The organism is Affinundibacterium flavidum, assembly GCF_014284175.1.
Classification (GTDB): domain Bacteria; phylum Pseudomonadota; class Gammaproteobacteria; order Burkholderiales; family Burkholderiaceae_D; genus Undibacterium; species Undibacterium flavidum.
In genome coordinates, this window is record NZ_JACOGA010000007.1 from 21,785 (window position 1) to 39,566 (window position 17,782).

The window sequence follows — 17,782 nt, forward strand, 5'->3', positions numbered from 1 at the left end:
AAGAGAGGTTGGTGTGGAGTGGGAATCTTATTATCGACTTCGGAAGCGAAAATTTGTTGATTTTGCTTCCTCTGTTTTCGCAGTCCTCAGCGTCTCTGCGCCTCTGCGTTGAGGGGTTTAAAGATTTCAAGATTTTACAAATAGAAAGACAAAAATCATGTTTAGCAAAATCCTCATTGCCAATCGTGGCGAAATTGCTTGCCGTGTTGCTGCTACTGCCCGTCGTATGGGTATTAAAACAGTAGCGGTATATTCCGAAGCGGATGCCAATGCCAAGCACGTGGCGGTGTGTGATGAAGCGGTCTTGATTGGCCCTGCGCCAGCGAAAGAAAGTTATCTGCGCGCCGATAAAATTATCGAAGTCGCGTTGGCGACGGGCGCACAAGCGATCCATCCTGGCTATGGTTTCTTGTCCGAAAACAGTGAATTTGCGAATGCTTGTGCCAAAGCGGGGATCGCTTTCATAGGCCCACCAGCTTCAGCGATTGAAGCCATGGGTAGCAAATCTGCCGCGAAATCCTTGATGGAAAAGGCCAATGTACCTTTGGTGCCTGGCTATCACGGTGATAATCAAGATCCTGATTTCTTGCAAAATGAAGCGGATAGGATCGGTTATCCAGTGCTCTTGAAAGCCAGTGCTGGCGGCGGTGGTAAAGGCATGCGCGTGATTGAGAAGTCCGCAGATTTTAAAGATGGTTTGGCCTCGTGCAAACGCGAAGCGATCAATTCTTTTGGCGATGATAAAGTGCTGGCAGAAAAATATCTGCAACGTCCACGTCATATTGAAATTCAAGTATTTGCCGACACACATGGTAATTGCGTGTATTTGTTTGAACGTGATTGTTCAGTGCAGCGTCGTCATCAAAAAGTATTAGAAGAAGCACCAGCACCAGGCATGACACCAGAGCGTCGTGCAGCGATGGGCGAAGCGGCGGTTGCAGCGGCGAAAGCGGTTGGTTATGTCGGTGCAGGTACAGTTGAGTTTATCGCCAATCAAGATGGTTCTTTTTACTTCATGGAAATGAACACGCGTTTGCAGGTCGAACATCCAGTGACAGAAATGATCACGGGTACTGATCTGGTCGAATGGCAACTCCGTGTCGCAGCCGGTGAACAACTGCCTTTGCAACAATCTGAATTGCAAATTCACGGACATGCCATCGAAGCACGTGTGTATGCCGAAAATCCAGAAAAAGGTTTCTTACCGTCGATAGGCACTTTGCGTCATGCACGCACACCAGATGCGGTGAATTTTGAACTCGGTGGTTCGCCAAACCCGGCGGCTTTCCGCATCGATAGTGGCGTGCGTGAAGGTGATACGATTTCGCCTTTCTATGATCCTATGATCGCGAAAATGATCGTCTGGGGTAAGGACAGAACTGAAGCATTGGCACGTATGGCGCAGGCCTTGTCGCAATACCAAATCGTCGGCTTGAATTCGAATATCGCTTTCTTGTCACGTTTGATTACAAGTCCAGCGTTTTCCACTGCGGATTTGGATACGGGGTTAATTGAACGTAATCAAACCGCTTTGTTTCCGACACCTGCGCCAGCAAGCTTGAACGCCCTATCTTTTGCCGCAGTGTCATTGATGAGTGCAGAAAATACTGGTGGCAGCGACCCTTGGCAAAGCAATCAAGGCTGGCGTATGAATACGCAAATGCAACGTGGTTTGCAATTTGTGGAAGAACATCAAACGCATGCCGTGCAAGTGACTTATGTGCAGGATGCTTGGACGATTGCTGCAAATGGTGTCAGTCATGCTGTGCGATTGGTGCGACAACAAGGTAATGATTTTGTATTGGCAATCGCTGATCAAACGGTCACAGGAACAGTGGTGCGTGATGGCGAACACTTCCATGTATTTAGTCAGGGTGTGCATACCGATTTACATTACAACGACGTGTTGGCCCATGCCGGTGAAGCGGAAGCCGAAGGTGGCCGTTTGACCGCACCGATGCCAGGTAAGATTGTTGCTGTGTTAGTCAAGAACGGCCAAGAAGTTAAAAAAGGCGAGGCTCTATTGATCATGGAAGCGATGAAGATGGAACACACGATTTCCGCTCCGCATGATGGTGTGGTGGAGGAAGTGTTGTATGCGGTCGGTGATCAAGTGACCGAAGGTGCGCCTTTGTTGAACTTTAAGCAGTAAGTACTTTAGAACCCCTCGCCCGCAAGCGGGAGAGGGGCAGGGGTGAGGGTAGCTCAGATTAGCTGCATAGAATTAAAGTTAGATTAATTTTTTGAATGATATAAGAATTTCATATGATGTCCTTATCCAATCACCCTCACCCCCAACCCCTCTCCCGCTTGCGGGCGAGGGGAGTAACAGTGGAATTACTATGATGTTCATTTCTCCCCACCATCCGCAAAAGATCCCAGAAGATCTGAAAGCGTATGCGCGAGAAATGCGCAAGAAAATGCCAGATGCAGAGGAACTGCTTTGGTATTTAATTAGAAACAGAAAGGTAGCGGGAGCAAAGTTTCGCAGGCAGCATCCCGTAGGTCGTTATATTCTTGATTTTTATTGTGTTGAAAAAAAGCTAGCTGTAGAGCTGGATGGTGGTCAACATAGCGAGCAACAGACATATGATCAGACACGTGATGCTTACTTGAGCCAACAGGGCATTCATGTTTTGCGTTTCTGGAATAACCAAATGCTCTTGGAAACTGAGGTCGTCCTTGAGGCAATATACTTAAACCTATCGGATAATAACCCCTCTCTCGCAAGCGATGAGTTTCAAATGTTGGGCAGGGGTGAGGGTGGTTGAGTAAAGCTTCAATGATTTCTCTAAATTGGTAGATTGAAAAATGAACATAATTTATTACGCAGCAGGTGCCAATCCCGAAGTCTGGTTGAACGCTTTTCACCACTATTTACCCGAGGCGAACATCAGAATCTGGGAAGAGGGCGACAACGCACCAGCCGATTATGCGCTGGTGTGGAAACCACCAGCTGCTATGCTGCGTGGACGTACTGATCTGAAAGCGATCTTCAATCTTGGCGCAGGTGTCGATGCGATTTTGCAGTTGGGTGACGCGCTGCCAGCGGGTGTACCATTGATCCGTGTCGATGATGCGGGCATGGGTGTGCAGATGGCGGAATATGTTAGTCACGCAGTGTTGCGCCACTTCCGCCGTTTTGATGAATATGATGTTTTACAGGCTAACAAGCAATGGCGACCATTGCCGCCACATCGTAAAGAAGATTTTAGTGTGGGCATTTTGGGCCTCGGTGTTTTAGGCAATTGCATTATTGATGGTTTGCGTAGTTTTGGTTTCCCTTTGCTGGGTTGGAGTCGTTCTGCAAAACAAATTGAAAGTGTGCAGTGCTTTCATGGTGAAGATGGCCTCGATGCTTTCTTAAGTCAAACCAAAGTTTTGGTCTTGATTTTGCCGCTCACCACAGAGACGGAAAACCTGATGGATAAAACCAAGCTGGCAAAGTTAAAACAAGGTGCTTATGTCGTGAATGTCGCCCGTGGCGCACATATTGTGGAAGAAGATTTGTTAGCGCTGATTCAGCAAGGCCATATCGCTGGCGCCACGCTTGATGTGTTTCGCGAAGAACCTTTGCCACTCACTCATCCATTTTGGAGTGAAAAGCGTATCCATATCACACCGCATATTTCAGCATTAACTGTGCGTGAAGAGAGCGCGAAACAAATCGCTAATAAGATTGCGGCTTTACAGCGTGGTGAGTCAGTCATTGGCGTAGTTGATCAAAGTAAGGGATATTGAAAATGAATACGCAAGCGAACATACAAGCAAGCTTACCTAAGCAAGTCAAAATAGTCGAAGTCGGTCCACGTGATGGTTTGCAAAACGAGAAAGAAACGATCTCCGCCGAAGTCAAAATCGAGTTGGTGAATCGTTTAACGAATGCAGGGTTTGTCAATATAGAAGCTGCCTCGTTTGTCTCACCGAAGTGGGTGCCTCAAATGGCGACTTCGACAGAGGTCATGGCTGGTATTAGTCGTAAGCACGGTGTGATTTATTCTGCCTTAACACCTAACATGAAAGGCTTTGAATCTGCCTTGTTGGCAAGTGCTGATGAAGTGGTCATTTTTAGTTCAGCATCAGAAGCTTTTGCACAAAAAAATATCAACTGCTCGATTGCAGAGTCCATAGAGCGTTTTCGCGATGTGGCAGAAGCTGCGCAGCAAAATCAAATCCGCTTACGAGGCAGTATCTCTTGTGCGTTCGGTTGTCCATATCAAGGCGACGTTAGCCCAGAACAAGTCGCCGAAGTGGTCAAACTCATGCGTGATCTCGGCTGTGACGAAATCGATATCGCAGACACGATAGGTGTCGGCACGCCACGTCATGTGCAAACTGTGATGCAGCGCGTTGCGCAAGAATTTCCTATCGCGCAAATTTCTGGTCACTTCCACGATACTTACGGTCAGGCCTTAGCGAATATCTATGCCAGCATGGAAGTCGGTGTCAGTATTTTTCATTCCTCGGTAGCAGGTCTCGGTGGTTGCCCGTATGCCAAAGGCGCGACAGGCAATGTCGCTACCGAAGACGTGCTATTCATGATGCAAGGATTAGGTATTGAAACTGGAATTGATCTCAACGCCGTGGTCGATGCTGGTCAATTCATTTCACAACATCTGGGACGTAAAGCCGTCAGTCGTGCCGGTAACGCCATCGCTGCGAAACGTCTTGCATAAAATTTGATGTGCTGAAGTTTCTTTCTTCCTCTCCTACGCTGGGCGAACTCGCGGTCGGCAAAGACAATAATTTCAATTTATTGCGCTTGCTGGCGGCGTTCGCCGTCTTATTCAGTCATAGCTTTGCCATGCTCGGTCAACCTGAGCCTTTTGCCGCTAGCGTCGGCAAAAATTTGGGGGCGATGGCGGTCGACGTATTTTTTGTCACTAGCGGCTTCTTAGTTTGCGCGAGTTTGATGCGTAGTCGTAATGCCTTGGATTATTTGCGCGCCCGCGTACTTAGAATTTTTCCGGCGCTGTGGGTGATGCTAGTGCTTACCGTATTTGTCTTGGGCGCTTATGTTAGCCGACTTGATTTCGTGAGCTATTTGCGTGACGCGCAGACTTGGCACTATTTATTGAAAAATGCGCTGTTGATGGGTGACATAGAATTCTACTTGCGAGGTGTATTTGAACGTAATCATTTGAACGGGATAGTCAATGGCTCTTTGTGGAGTATGGTGTACGAACTCAATATGTATCTTATGTTGTTGCTCAGTTATTCAGTCTATTGCTACGTCGCGAAAATTCGGTCGCAAGTCATTGCATTGACGGTTGCTCTTGTGGTGTTAGTGGGCGCATGGTTCTTGTTGGATCGCTACTATTTATTGGTACATGCCCAGTTGTTGCGCTTCGTTTGGTTCTTTTTTATTGGTAGTTTCCTTTACTTGATCCGTCATCGTGTGCCGATGTCGGGCAGAATTATGACTGGCATAATCGCAGCTAGCATAATTGCCTTGAGTATCAGTGGGCATGCATTTCTGATCGTGTATTACCTGACCTTACCGTATGTGCTTTTTTATTTAGCCTACGTGCCAACAGGAAAAATCCGTGCATTTAATCGCCTTGGTGATTATTCCTATGGCGTGTATTTATATGCCTTCCCTTTGCAACAAGCTTTGGTCGCTAGTTATTCTGACTGGACGGTTTCTATGCTGGTGATTGGCGCTGGCGTCTTAACATTGATGTGTGCTATCTGCTCCTGGCATTGGATCGAGCGCCCTATACTAGCCCTCCGCAAGTAATCTTATTTGCCTACTTCGCTCGGTATTCACAGAAAATTTTTACCGGAAAAATTTTCTAATTTGTTGGAAAATTCTGGTTAAAATGCACAGCACTTTCTGCAATTTAAATCAATTCAGCAGAACTCTTTCAATCAAAAACAGAGGGAATCATCATGGCAATGGATGTAATCGATTATCAAATTTTTGGCGACGACATGCAATTCGTAGAGATCGAACTCGATCCGCGTGAAGCTGTGGTTGGTGAAGCTGGCTCTATGTTTTACATGGAAGACCAGATCCAGATGGAAACCATTTTTGGTGATGGTTCCGCTTCACAAGGTGGTTTGTTAGGTTCGTTGATGGGCGCCGGCAAACGCTTGTTGACTGGAGAATCTTTGTTCACCACGGTGTACACAAATCAAGGTTCGATTAAACGTAAAGTCGCGTTTGGTGCGCCCTATCCAGGCAGAATTATTCCTGTCCATTTGGATCAAGTAGGTGGCACTTTATTGTGCCAAAAAGATGCATTTCTGTGTGCTGCGAAAGGCGTGTCTTTGGGCATTGCATTTCAAAAACGTCTAGGTGCAGGTTTCTTTGGTGGCGAGGGTTTTATTCTGCAAAAACTCGAAGGTGATGGACTGGCGTTTGTACACGCAGGTGGTGCTTTGATAGAAAAGAATTTACAGCCAGGTGAAACATTGCGCGTCGATACTGGTTGCGTCGTCGCGTTCACTAGCAATGTCGATTTCGATATTCAATTTGTTGGTGGTGTGAAAACTGCTTTGTTTGGCGGTGAGGGTATTTTCTTTACGACTTTACGTGGTCCAGGCAAAGTGTGGTTGCAATCTCTGCCATTAGCACGCATGGCAAACCGCATAGTCGGCGCATCGAAAATTGGCGGTAGTCGCGGTGGAGAAGAAGGTTCGGTGCTCGGTGGATTAGGCAATCTGTTTGAGCGGGACTAAGATCTTCCAATAAAATTCTTTTTTTCGAATGAACAAATGGCCAGTCAAAAAAGACTGGCCATTTTTATTTCAGATGAGAAAATGAATCAAATTAGAAAAGATGAAGCGACTATTTCTGTTTGTACTCCAGTCAAAGTCAGGTCCAAAGACGTAAGAACCAGCGCTTGTACGTCAGTCACAGTATGGGCAGCATGTAAGGCATTGAGTGAGGCTTCAAACGCCTCGTCAGTCGCATCCACTTTGCTCAATAATAATTTCGCGGCATAGTAGGCCGCATCCTGATCCGATGCAGTTTGTGGATTACTATTGACGCCAAATTTCTGTACGAACTCCAGACCCAGATCAATTCGGTTCAGTAGGGCATTTTGACGCACGCTGGCAGCCAGATATTCAGCATCAGTTAAAGCATGTGTCTTATGTGCTGATACCAGATCGGCAGTGATACTCGCTAAGGCGAATTCGGCCAACATATCAGGGCGCGATTGTCCCTGATTGAGTTTACCAGCCCAGTAGCCAATGCCGCTGGCATCGCCCTGATTGCCTAAACCTTGCTGATACATGGTTTCGACAAACTGTTGGTTGCTCATGCTGGCATAGTCCGTCATAAAGCGGGCATTGCCAGCAAATGCACGAGAAATATCCGTCATGGTCTTGCCGTGCGCCATTTCGTCGAGCCAGTAATTTAAGCCACCTTGATCAGGTGCACGGTGATACATCAGCGTGTAGAGCGCAGCGATTTTCTCGCTATTGCTACGCGTGCCTATCTGACTCTCAATGAAATGCGGCGCGCTGATATCTACCGTACCGACAAGGGCACCGGAAGCACTCACAATATCGCTGGTAGTCTTGTTCAAATCTAAGGCTAGGCTTCCATCGCCGCTGAGGTGGTCTACCAAAACAAGATATTCACTATTTGATAGTTTCTCGATACCAGAGATCACCCCATTCGCATTGCCGCTCTTGATAAGTTTGAAATCACTGATGTCGACATGACTGACCGCATCCGAAAAAGTTACCTTGAAGTTCAGGCTCTCTGCGTTGCGTGGTGCGACTGTCGCCAGCACAGCTTTATCGAGATTAAGAGCTGTTGATTGCAAGAAGCCCGGTACACCAGGATCGACAATGCGGCCGTTGGCCAGGCCATCCAGATCAAATCGATCGCCGTCGGTCAGCGTGAAGGTAATCAGCGTATTGTTACCAGATGTCGTGATGCTATCGGCGATATTGACCAGATTGCCATTCACGTCTTTTTTCCAATAACCATTGATTGGCTTCGTGTCATTAATGAGCAGAGAAACCGTGGTCGATCCGCCAACCGCAAGGCCTTCGAAATTGAGTGACAGCCAGCCATATGGGAAGTCAATACCGGATGCTTGTACATTTGTATTGGTCTTCACATCCGATTGTGATGAGTGCGTGCTATTCCAGACCGTCACATAGGTAGGGTGTTGGCTTTGATCGCCGAATAGTAAAGAACTGACGTCGTTTTGCAAACTATCTTGTATGCTATCACCATTCCCATCGCCTGTGCCTTGACCGTTGCGGTTGGGAACTTGTGACTCAATGAAATCGGACACTTTATCCAGATCGACGTCTTTGCTGTACAGAGAACTATTCGCACTGCTTGCGAGGCTTCGTCCCGACAAATCTTTGATGCCATGTTGCGGTATTAAGTTAAGTTGCAGATTACCATTGCCGCTGATATTGCGAATGGTAACTAGATAACTGCTTGTATCGACGCTGGTAATGCTGTCCAAGCTTGCATTGATATTGCCGGTTTTGATCAAAGAGAAATCCGTTAAATCGATACCTGTTACAGGCTCACTAAAGCGAATCAGATAAGAGATTTTGTCATCGACACTTTGACTATTTTCAACATTAAATGACAGTATCGTTGGCGCGACAGTATCGATTGCTTCGATATTGAATGTACGCTCAAAACTTAATCCCCCTGCATCTGTACTACGAATTGTTATTGGGTAAGTGCCCGCCGCTAGTGTGGCGGGATTAATCGCACGTAGATGATTATCGACAATGCCAAACACGTTGACATACTCAGCACCTCTTACTATCGAGTAGCGATGGCTGTCAGCAGGATTGATGTCCAGCGTGCTCAAGTCGCCTATTGTGAAGTTATCGCCGGCTGATTGCGCCACCGTATAGCTGCTGAGATTGATGTCCGTCGGCGCAAGATTGACAGCAGTGGCCGCAACGTGCGTGTTGTTGTCGGTGGTGAGCGCGTAGCCATCATTGACCGACAGGGTAAATGTTGTACTCTCAGATTGACCGACTGCAACGCGCCCTTTAGCAGGTTGAAAAACTAAGGCGCGCAGCGCAGTTTGTATATTGGCAGGTGTGGTCGTTGCATGCGTATAAGTCGCGCCGCCGTCCGTCGTCACGAACCCTGATGCATTTAGGGAAGCATTTGTGAAAAGCCCCTTGGCCGCATTGTCGATATTGATCGTGACAGTGGACACGGCACCGGCGTCAGGATCAGTAATGACAATCTGACTAAATGGTGAGATCGTTGTATTGGCTAAAATCGCTTGATTGTTGAGGCTGCCACTGATTACAGGTACTGTGTTGACCGTATTGAGTACAAAATTGGGTGAGTTGATGACGACCGTTCCGGCGTTACCTGCGGCATCATTGACACCGCTGGTGTCGAGTGTAATCAAATTGCTGGTGTCGGCAATGCCAAAGCTTGGCGTATATGTTGCGGTCCAGGTGAGTCCGCCATTATTGGAAGAGACAGGGCTCAAGCTACCATTCGGAATGCTTAAGTCGGCATTACTAAATCCAGAGACCGCCTCACTGAAAGTAAAGGTAATCAGGCTAGTGTCGCCGATGATTAAGTAATCGTCGCTGATCGTGATGGTGGCCGTTGGTGCTCGGGTGTCGATGGCATAGTTGGTCGAATTGAGGCTGCCTGTACCTGCATTGCCGGGGATATCCTTCAGACCAGTGAGGTCTAAGCTCAATAGATTACTGGTATCGTCGATATTCGTTGTAGGGGTAAGCGTTGCGGTCCAATGTATTCCACCATCTGAGGTTCTCAAACCACTCAAAATTCCATTCGCTACTTCCACATCTGCGGTCGTAAAGGCAGTTACTGCTTCGTTAAAGGTGAACCCTACCGTCGCCGTCTCACCAGTTTTTAAGGCTGTATCAGAAATCGTGATCGCTGATGCCAGCGTAGGGCGTATCGTATCTATCGAGTAGTTGGTGGAATTACTGAGGGTATTTCCCGCATTGCCAGCTAGGTCGTTGACAGTCGCAGTATTGAGCGTGATTAGATTGCTGCTGTTGCTGACGTTCGCTGATGGCGTGAAGCTTGCGGTCCACGTCGTACCACCATCGGAGCTCGATACCGCGGTTAAACTACCATTAGCAATGCTGAGATCCGCATTGCTAAAGTCGGTCACTGGCTCAGAGAAGCTAATCGTTACCAAGGCCGTGTCACCGATAATCAAGTTGTTATCAGACAAGGTAATCGTTGCTGTTGGACGCAGGGTATCTATCGTGTAGTTGCCCGAGGTACTGCTGTCTATTCCGGCATTGCCTGCAAGATCTTGGATGCCAGCCTTGTTGAGCGTGATGAGATTGCTGGTATCTGTCACATTGGCATTTGCAGTTAAGGTCGCAGTCCAAGTAATGCCACCATTGCCTGACACTGGATTTGAGATTGTCGCATTCTCTACCGTGAGATCGGCACTGGTGAAATCGGTAATGGCTTCCGTAAATGTGAACGTGACAGTTGCCGTGTCGCCAATCTTTAAAGCTGTATCAGAAATCGTGATGGCCGATGCCAGATTGGGACGCACTGTTTCGATACCATAATTGGGCGAAAATGCGAGGTTGGTACCCGTATTTCCAGCCGTATCGGTAATGCCAGTCAGATTGATCGTGATCTTGTTACTGCTGTCAATGATATTCGCCGTGGCAATTAGGTTTGCAGTCCAAGTGATACCACCATCTGTAGAAACGAGATTGGAAATCTGCGCATTCTCCACAGTGAGGTCGGCTGTCGTGAAATCAGTAACTGCTTCCGTAAATGTAAATACGACGGTTGCGCTATCACCGATCTTCAATGCGGTATCAGAAATCGTGACGGCGGATGCCAGTGTTGGTCGCACATTATCAATGGCATAGTTGGGCGAACTGACCGTACCGACGCCAGCATTGCCGGCAATGTCGGCGAGACCTGCCAAGTTCAGCGTGATGAGGTTGGTGCTGTCAGTGACGTTCGCATTGGCAGTGAAAACGCCTGTCCAGGTGAGACCGCCATTGGCTGAAGCCAAATTAGAAACGACACCATTTTCAACACTCAGATCGGCGGTCGTGAAACCTGTGATGACTTCCGTAAAAGCGAACGTGACTGTCGCTGTTTCGCCAATTTTGAGCATTGTGTCTGACATCGTGATGGCAGAGGCGAGTGTCGGTGCTGTGGTATCGATTTTGTAAGCTTGTGAAGTCGTTGGCCCGGCATTGCCCGCAGTATCGAACAGGCGAATTTTTAAAGTGTTATTGCCACTCAGAATTTGTCCCGGGAGAGACCAGGTGTTAAGTCCTACGGTCGTGTTGGCGGTATTCCATGTGCTGCCATTGTTGAGGGAAACTTGTAATATTTCACCACTGAGCATGGCGTTATTGAGTTTTCCTGAAATAGTTTGTGTAGCAATATTGGTGATGAAATCACTGCTGGAATTGCCGCTATCTGCAGAGAGCGCCAGACTGGTGTTGGCGCCGGTTGGTGCGACTGTGTCTAGCGTATAGCTTTGGCTGTAGACTGGACCGACATTGCGGTAAGTATCAACGACGCGTACTTTGAAATTAGTCGTGCCATTCGACAAAGTAGCGCCGCTGAGCTGCCAGGTATTTTGACCAATCGTCGCATTTGCTGTGCTCCAGGACGTCCCATTATTCGTCGAGACTTCGACGGATTCTCCCGTCACCAAATTAGCACTGAGCGTGCCCATAATCGTTTGGTTGGCCGTGTTGGTGATGTAGTCACTCGACGATGTTCCTGTATCGGCTGAGAAACTCGTGGCGGTGATGCTGGTTGTCGGGGCGACACCTGTGACCGTGATAGGGTTGCTGAGCAAATCAGCAATGGTGACGCCTGATTCTGCACCAGCATTCCAATCTTCTAGCATGCTGATATTGTAGATCGTGTTATCAGTCGCTGCGCTACCGTTTTTATTCATTCTTAACGCCAACGCCGCTTTATCCGCCGCACTCATCGTGATGGTGAAGCTGGTATTGGACGTGACATCGACATTTGGGGTGTCGGTCAAGGTATAGCCAGTCGCACCTTGTCCGAATAAACGTATATGGTTGGCCAGGATATCGTTGGTAGCGCCGTTTGAGCTCAGGAAGTTATTTCCACTTACTAGCAAAACACCAGTGATGATGTTGTAAGTCGCTGACGTTACCGTTGGTGCAAGGACGTTCGATACGGTGATGGGATTGGCAGTCAGATCTGCAATCACGATAGCGCCGTCTGCGCCACCATTCCAGTCTTCTAAAGCAATTAGATTATAGTCACTCAAACTGGTCGAGCGGAGACCATTACTATTCATAATGAGATTCGCATTTGCTCTGTCAGTCGCACTTAAGGTGAGCGCAAATGAAGTCCCTGATGTAATCTCGACGTTGCTGGTGTTGGTCAAGGTATAGGATGCGCCACCTTCACCTTGCAGGCGAAACTTGTTGGCAGTGATGTCATTGTTAGCGCCACTGAGTTTGCTAAAGCCGGTACCAGTGACGGTAAGGATGCCAGTGATTGCATCGTAGCTGGAGGACGTGATAGTCGGCACTGGCACATTGCTAACACTGACGGCGGCCGTTGTGACGGCAATATTCGTGTTGCCGATGACGCTATTCCAATCGTCGGCGGCTGCTAGATTGTAGCTAGTGTTGCCAGTGGATGTGAAACCATTTTTGTTGAAAATAGTTTCGACCTGTGCACGATCCGTCGTATTTAAAGTGATGGAGAAACCGTTCGTATCGGTGACTTCGACATCGTCACTAGTAAGCGTATAAACAGTACCGCCTTCACCTCTCAAGCTTAATTTACTGACTGTGATGTCATTGTTGACGCCGGAGATGCCCACCAGATTATTGCCACTCACGCTCAATACATGGGTACTTGCATTGTAACTAGCTGAGCTTATCGTTGGCGTTGGAAGATTCGTTACCGTGACAGTATTGCTGACGGTATCGGCTGCAGAACCTATAGTGCTATCCCAGTTAATGGTGGCCGCCAGATTGAAGCTAGTGCCATCTACTGCGGTGTTACCATTTTTATTGAGTAAGCCGTTGATCGCCAATTTATCCGTGGTGTTGAGGCTCACTGAAAAACTGGTCGTGCTGCTAGCAGTCACGTTATTGCTAGTCAGGGTATAGCTGTCGCCGTTTTGCCCACTCAGGCTGAGTTTGCTGACGACGATGGTATCACCACTAACCATACCTTTTCCTGTCACTACTAAGATGCCCGTTGTTGCATCGTAGCTGGCAGTATGAATGGCTGGTTGATCCAGGGTGTAGATTTGACCGCTACTATAGCCGCCAGCGATCTGATTGCTGGCAGCATCAAGGATATTCGTATTCGCAGAATTTAAATCCAGACGTAAAGTGCCATCGCCGCTAATGCCGTTGACCGTCACTACATAAGAACTTCCACTTCCTGTAATGCCGGAAATACTACCGGTTGTAGTACCGGTTTTGGTTAAGGTGAAATCGCTGACGTCGACGCCTGTCACATTTTCACTAAACGACACAGCATAACTGACCGTGCTTGCATTAGTAGTGGCAACATTGGGTGTTTGGCGTGCTACATTGCTGATTGTAGGCAGCAATGTGTCGCCACTGATAGTCACATTGATGACACTTGCTAAGTTGTCTTCAAGCGCCGCATTCGTAAAGGTATTGGCAGCAATACTAATGGCACCACTTAAGGATTGCGTATCGGCAGTCGGTGTAAAGGTGGCGGTATAGATTTGGCTATTGCCGCCGTCAACGGTGACGGTGCTGAGGGTGCCGCCAGTCAGGGTGATATCGGCATTTGAAAATCCTAGAGGCGCTTCACTGAAAGTAAAAGTAATCGTCGCGCTCTCACCAGCTTTAAACGTATTGCTGCTACTGGTAATGCTGACCGTAGGATTGGTTATCACGCTTAAGGTCACACTGGCAATATTTGAATCTAGTGCGCCGTCGTTCAGCGTTATATTGACTACGCGATCACCCTGTGTGCCGGTCGCATCAAAGGTGATGTTTTGCAATAAGCTCGATACTCTGGCAGGCGTTGCTTGTGCAGTCAAATTGAGTATAAGGCTATCGCTGCCGCTGCCATTACCGTTGTTTGCAATCGTGCCGATGATCTGGCCGCCAACGCTAATGTTACTGGCGACATTGGTGCCGTTAGAAAGTGTTACGCCTGCACCGCTGAGGATGGACAAGACATCGCCACTGGCACGTCCTGAGGCTAGTGCGATCGTTAATGTGCCACCATTAAAATTTGCATTGTCAGTATCGCTCACACTTGCCAGTGTGCCCTGATCAATCAAAACAGCATTCCCAATGGCTGCCACGGTTTGATTGTCTGCTGCGGATAAGTTACTGATGACAGGGGCTTCGTTGACATTCGTCACGGTAATCGCGATGGCTTGAGTATCGGTCAATACTCCATCAGATGTCGTGACGACGAGATCATAGATGTTATCGCCGCCGCTATCGGCAGGGCTTTCAAAATTCGGTGCATTCTTAAAAGTGAGTACGCCAGTTGTGCTGTTGATTTCAAATAATGCGGCATCCGTGCCTGAGATACTGTAGCTGAGCGTTGTCGATGCATCAACATCAGCCGCTACTACTGTCGTGACTGCTGTTTGATTTTCTGCCACGCTGACGGATGCACTTGCGCCACCGCCGTTACTGCTGATGACGGGCGCTTCGTTGACGTTAGTCACCGTGATCGCAACGGCCTGTGTATCGCTCAATACGCCATCGGATACGCTGATTGTGAGATCGTAGGTATTGTCACTACCATTGTCAGCAGGGCTTTCAAAATTCGGCGCGTTTTTAAATGTCAGCACGCCGCTGGAACTATTAATGCTAAACAATGCCGCATCGGTGCCAGAAATACTGTAAGTGAGCGTGCTGCCTGCATCCACATCAGCAGCAACAGCGGTCGTGGTCGCTGTTTGATTTTCTGCGACGCTGAAAGCTGCGCTTGCACCACCACCATTGCTGTTGATCACAGGGGCTTCGTTAACATTGGTGACTGTAATGGCGATGGCTTGTGTATCTGTTAGCGCACCATCGGATGCTGTGACAATCACGTCGTAGACGTTATTGCCGCCGTTATCCGCTGGGCTTTCAAAATTCGGTGCATTCTTAAAGGTGAGTACGCCAGTAGTGCTGTTGATATCAAACAATGCCGCATCTGTACCGGAGACGCTGTAAGTTAAAGTCGTTCCTGCATCCACATCCGCGGCTACAACCGTAGTAATTGCGGTTTGATTTTCTGCTACGCTGATGGATGCACTGGCGCCACCACCGTTGCTGCTGATCACCGGAGCTTCATTGACATTTTGCACCGTAATGGTTAATACCTGGCTGTCTGAGAGCGTACCATCCGAGGCTGTTACCGTGACGTTGTAAACATTGTCGTGATTGGCATCAGCAGGCGCTTCAAAGTTCGGAGTGCTGATAAAAGTCAGTTGTCCGGTTGACGTATTCAAATTGAACAGCGCCGCATCCGTTCCTGATTTACTGTAAGTGATGGTTGGTGCAAAATCAGGATCTGTTGCATGCACCGTCGTGACAGCAGTCTGATTTTCGTCAGGGTTAATCGAGGCGCTGACACCGCCGCCATTGCTGTCAATGACTGGCGCATCGTTAATAGAAAGCGCAGTTTCATTGGTAAATGTATTCGCACGTCCCGTCCGGATTCCATCACTTGGTGTGATCGTGAAGGTGGTCAATACTGAGGCACCGGGAGTTACCTGATTCGCCGTCGGGTGGAAAATCAGATTGTGCAAATTGGATGACAAGCTCGCAAATGACGCGCCACCAACGTTAAGAACGTAATTGCCAGCGACACCTGTCAGTCCCGTTCCAGTCAACGTGCCGTTTGCTGAATTGTAAGTAATCGTGAGACTACCATTGACGCTATCAATGTCACTGACTGTGAGTCCGGCAAATGGCGCCGCAGTTGCATTGTCGTTGAGACTGCCGTTATTGACATAGCTTCCTGCAATTGTCGGTGGCATATCCGCAGCCAATGAATAGGCTGCGCTATAGGTGACCGTAGAAATGGTACCGTCAGTGATAAAGCCATTTTCTTGTGTTGTTGTACTGGTAGCCCAGGCACCTGTCACATCGCCGTCCGCGCCCAATGTGGGAGCGACGACTAACTTCGTAGGATCGTTGACGATACGGCTGGTAGTACCAGCTGAAGGATTAAAACCACTGACAGAATAGCCGTCAAAAACACTGGAGTCAGCACCACCAACGACGAAATAATCTCCAGATAAAGACAATTTTACTGACTTGATATAAGCAACTGAAACGACAGCTGAGATGACAAGGCTGAGACTGCCATCCAGCGCTAGCGATTGCACATAATAAGAGCTAGCGGTATTTCCAACCCCGGAACCAATGTCATTGCCGAATAAATCAAAGCCACCGCCATACATAGCGGTAACAACAGGCGATGTTTGATAAAAGGCGGTGTTATAGGTTCCCGTCAGAGTGTTCGACGAGTTCCATAACATGACTTGACTATGGGTGTACACATCGTTCGTACTGACTGGAATCGCCAGATTACCATTCGCATCTACCGCTGCACCTTGAATATTTGGTGTAGTGCTGGTGAATGTCGTCGCGATGGTGGAACCTACTTTCGTGCCACTACTGTTGTAGCGTTGAAAGTCTAATTCCTGATAATTATTTTTAGTCCAGAGCAAAATAAAGCCACCATCAGCAGTGGCAATTGCATAGGAATTTGGGTTGACGGACGAAGTGTAAGTCGCTGGCGCGCTAATATTTTGGCTAACGCCAGAATTATTGTACATCTGTACGCCATAGCCATCGTTGGAATAGCTGGTGACGACAAAGCCATTAGTCAGCGCGACAATATTTGCTCCGTCGTTAGTCTGCGTAAAGGAATTATCGTGAGTGTTACCACCATTATTATTGATGACCGTGGCGACTGTTCCGCTGAGAAAACTGGTGCTGACATTGCCGAGACTATCAACTGAGGCGATTTGCAAATAATCCAGATTCGCCATGCCGTAGTAATCTTCATGGGTATTGGCCAGTAGCACTACCCGTGTACCGTTCGACAGTTCTACCGCACCTTGCACATTGAGTGGCGCGGTCGCCGGTGTCGCTGATAAAAAATCGTGACCAGTGGCGACGGTGACATTCGAAGTGGCTGAAATTGCGGCCGCTAACAACGCATCGTAAGATTGTAATTGTGCGGCTACCGGTGTCACCGCGTCCGATAGAGAATTCTGAATCAAGTGACCGTTCGCATCAGCAGTGACTTCTAAATCCCAATCGCCACCCAAGCGACTCGCGCCAGTGGCGTCGTTGGATGCAGATACATTCAAATGCGTTAGTTGCGCCAAATTCTCAACAAAACTTAAGCCATCGCTACCTTGAGCGAGATCGCAGGCATAGATGAAAAGATTGCTATTGGTATTCAGGGCCGCACCGATTTGATCGAGTGCAGTTTGGTTCTCACTCCAGTTCAGTGTGTTGATATTCAAGTAGGAGGAGCCTAGCTGTAAACTTGCTTCGCTTCCATGTGAGAAAAGATGAACCGCATCAAAAGCAAGGTCAGTGCCATTGGTGTTGTTAGCTTTCAATGCATTCAATATGGTTTGCAGACCATTTGCGCTGCCATCTAGCAATACAACTTGCATTGTCGGTATGAGTCCAGCGACGATAGTTTCATAATTGCTCAATCGGATGTCGACGAAGGCAATTTGATGATTCTTAGTCGTTTTATTTGATGTTGCTGGGCTAAATTCTTGATTCATTTTTTGTCCAATACCGACGAGATATGCTAGTGTTAGCGCTCAATTTTAAT

Annotated in this window: 7 protein-coding genes; 6 read left to right on the forward strand and 1 reads right to left on the reverse strand. The window is 48.0% G+C overall.

Translation table 11 applies throughout. The annotated features are described in order from the left end of the window. The first annotated feature begins 157 nt into the window (after window positions 1–157). The 6 genes from H8K55_RS08655 to H8K55_RS08680 all read left to right on the forward strand — a co-directional run bounded on the left by H8K55_RS08655 (window position 158) and on the right by H8K55_RS08680 (window position 6,684). Entirely contained in the window at window positions 158–2,152 is a 1,995-nt protein-coding gene (locus tag H8K55_RS08655; RefSeq protein WP_186941695.1) for an acetyl/propionyl/methylcrotonyl-CoA carboxylase subunit alpha, read from the forward strand. 190 nt (window positions 2,153–2,342) lie between these two features. Beyond that, window positions 2,343–2,771: an endonuclease domain-containing protein gene (locus tag H8K55_RS08660; RefSeq protein WP_222612414.1), complete on the forward strand. Its 429-nt coding sequence runs from the start codon at window positions 2,343–2,345 to the stop codon at window positions 2,769–2,771. Between the two features lie 40 nt (window positions 2,772–2,811). After that, window positions 2,812–3,741 (forward strand): 2-hydroxyacid dehydrogenase, encoded by a 930-nt coding sequence (locus H8K55_RS08665; RefSeq protein WP_186941696.1) that lies wholly within the window; start codon window positions 2,812–2,814, stop codon window positions 3,739–3,741. A gap of 2 nt (window positions 3,742–3,743) precedes the next feature. Continuing rightward, on the forward strand, window positions 3,744–4,676 hold the full coding sequence (locus H8K55_RS08670) for a hydroxymethylglutaryl-CoA lyase (RefSeq protein ID WP_186941697.1): 933 nt from the start codon (window positions 3,744–3,746) through the stop codon (window positions 4,674–4,676). A gap of 8 nt (window positions 4,677–4,684) precedes the next feature. Continuing rightward, window positions 4,685–5,740, forward strand: coding sequence for an acyltransferase family protein (locus H8K55_RS08675; RefSeq protein ID WP_186941698.1), 1,056 nt, complete (start codon window positions 4,685–4,687; stop codon window positions 5,738–5,740). Between the two features lie 152 nt (window positions 5,741–5,892). Beyond that, window positions 5,893–6,684 (forward strand): TIGR00266 family protein, encoded by a 792-nt coding sequence (locus H8K55_RS08680; protein WP_186941699.1) that lies wholly within the window; start codon window positions 5,893–5,895, stop codon window positions 6,682–6,684. Between the two features lie 86 nt (window positions 6,685–6,770). On the opposite strand, the gene H8K55_RS08685 is transcribed toward H8K55_RS08680, so the two are convergent. Then, window positions 6,771–17,732, reverse strand: a complete 10,962-nt coding sequence (locus H8K55_RS08685; RefSeq protein WP_186941700.1) for an Ig-like domain-containing protein — start codon at window positions 17,730–17,732, stop codon at window positions 6,771–6,773. Window positions 17,733–17,782: the final 50 nt, after the last annotated feature.

Bases quoted from the DNA above. Each gene is read 5' to 3' on its own strand.
- H8K55_RS08655 (WP_186941695.1), top strand. From the start codon at position 158: ATGTTTAGCAAAATCCTCATTGCCAATCGTGGCGAAATTGCTTGCCGT.
- H8K55_RS08660 (WP_222612414.1), top strand. From the start codon at position 2,343: ATGATGTTCATTTCTCCCCACCATCCGCAAAAGATCCCAGAAGATCTG.
- H8K55_RS08665 (WP_186941696.1), top strand. From the start codon at position 2,812: ATGAACATAATTTATTACGCAGCAGGTGCCAATCCCGAAGTCTGGTTG.
- H8K55_RS08670 (WP_186941697.1), top strand. From the start codon at position 3,744: ATGAATACGCAAGCGAACATACAAGCAAGCTTACCTAAGCAAGTCAAA.
- H8K55_RS08680 (WP_186941699.1), top strand. From the start codon at position 5,893: ATGGCAATGGATGTAATCGATTATCAAATTTTTGGCGACGACATGCAA.
- H8K55_RS08685 (WP_186941700.1), bottom strand. From the start codon at position 17,732: ATGAATCAAGAATTTAGCCCAGCAACATCAAATAAAACGACTAAGAAT.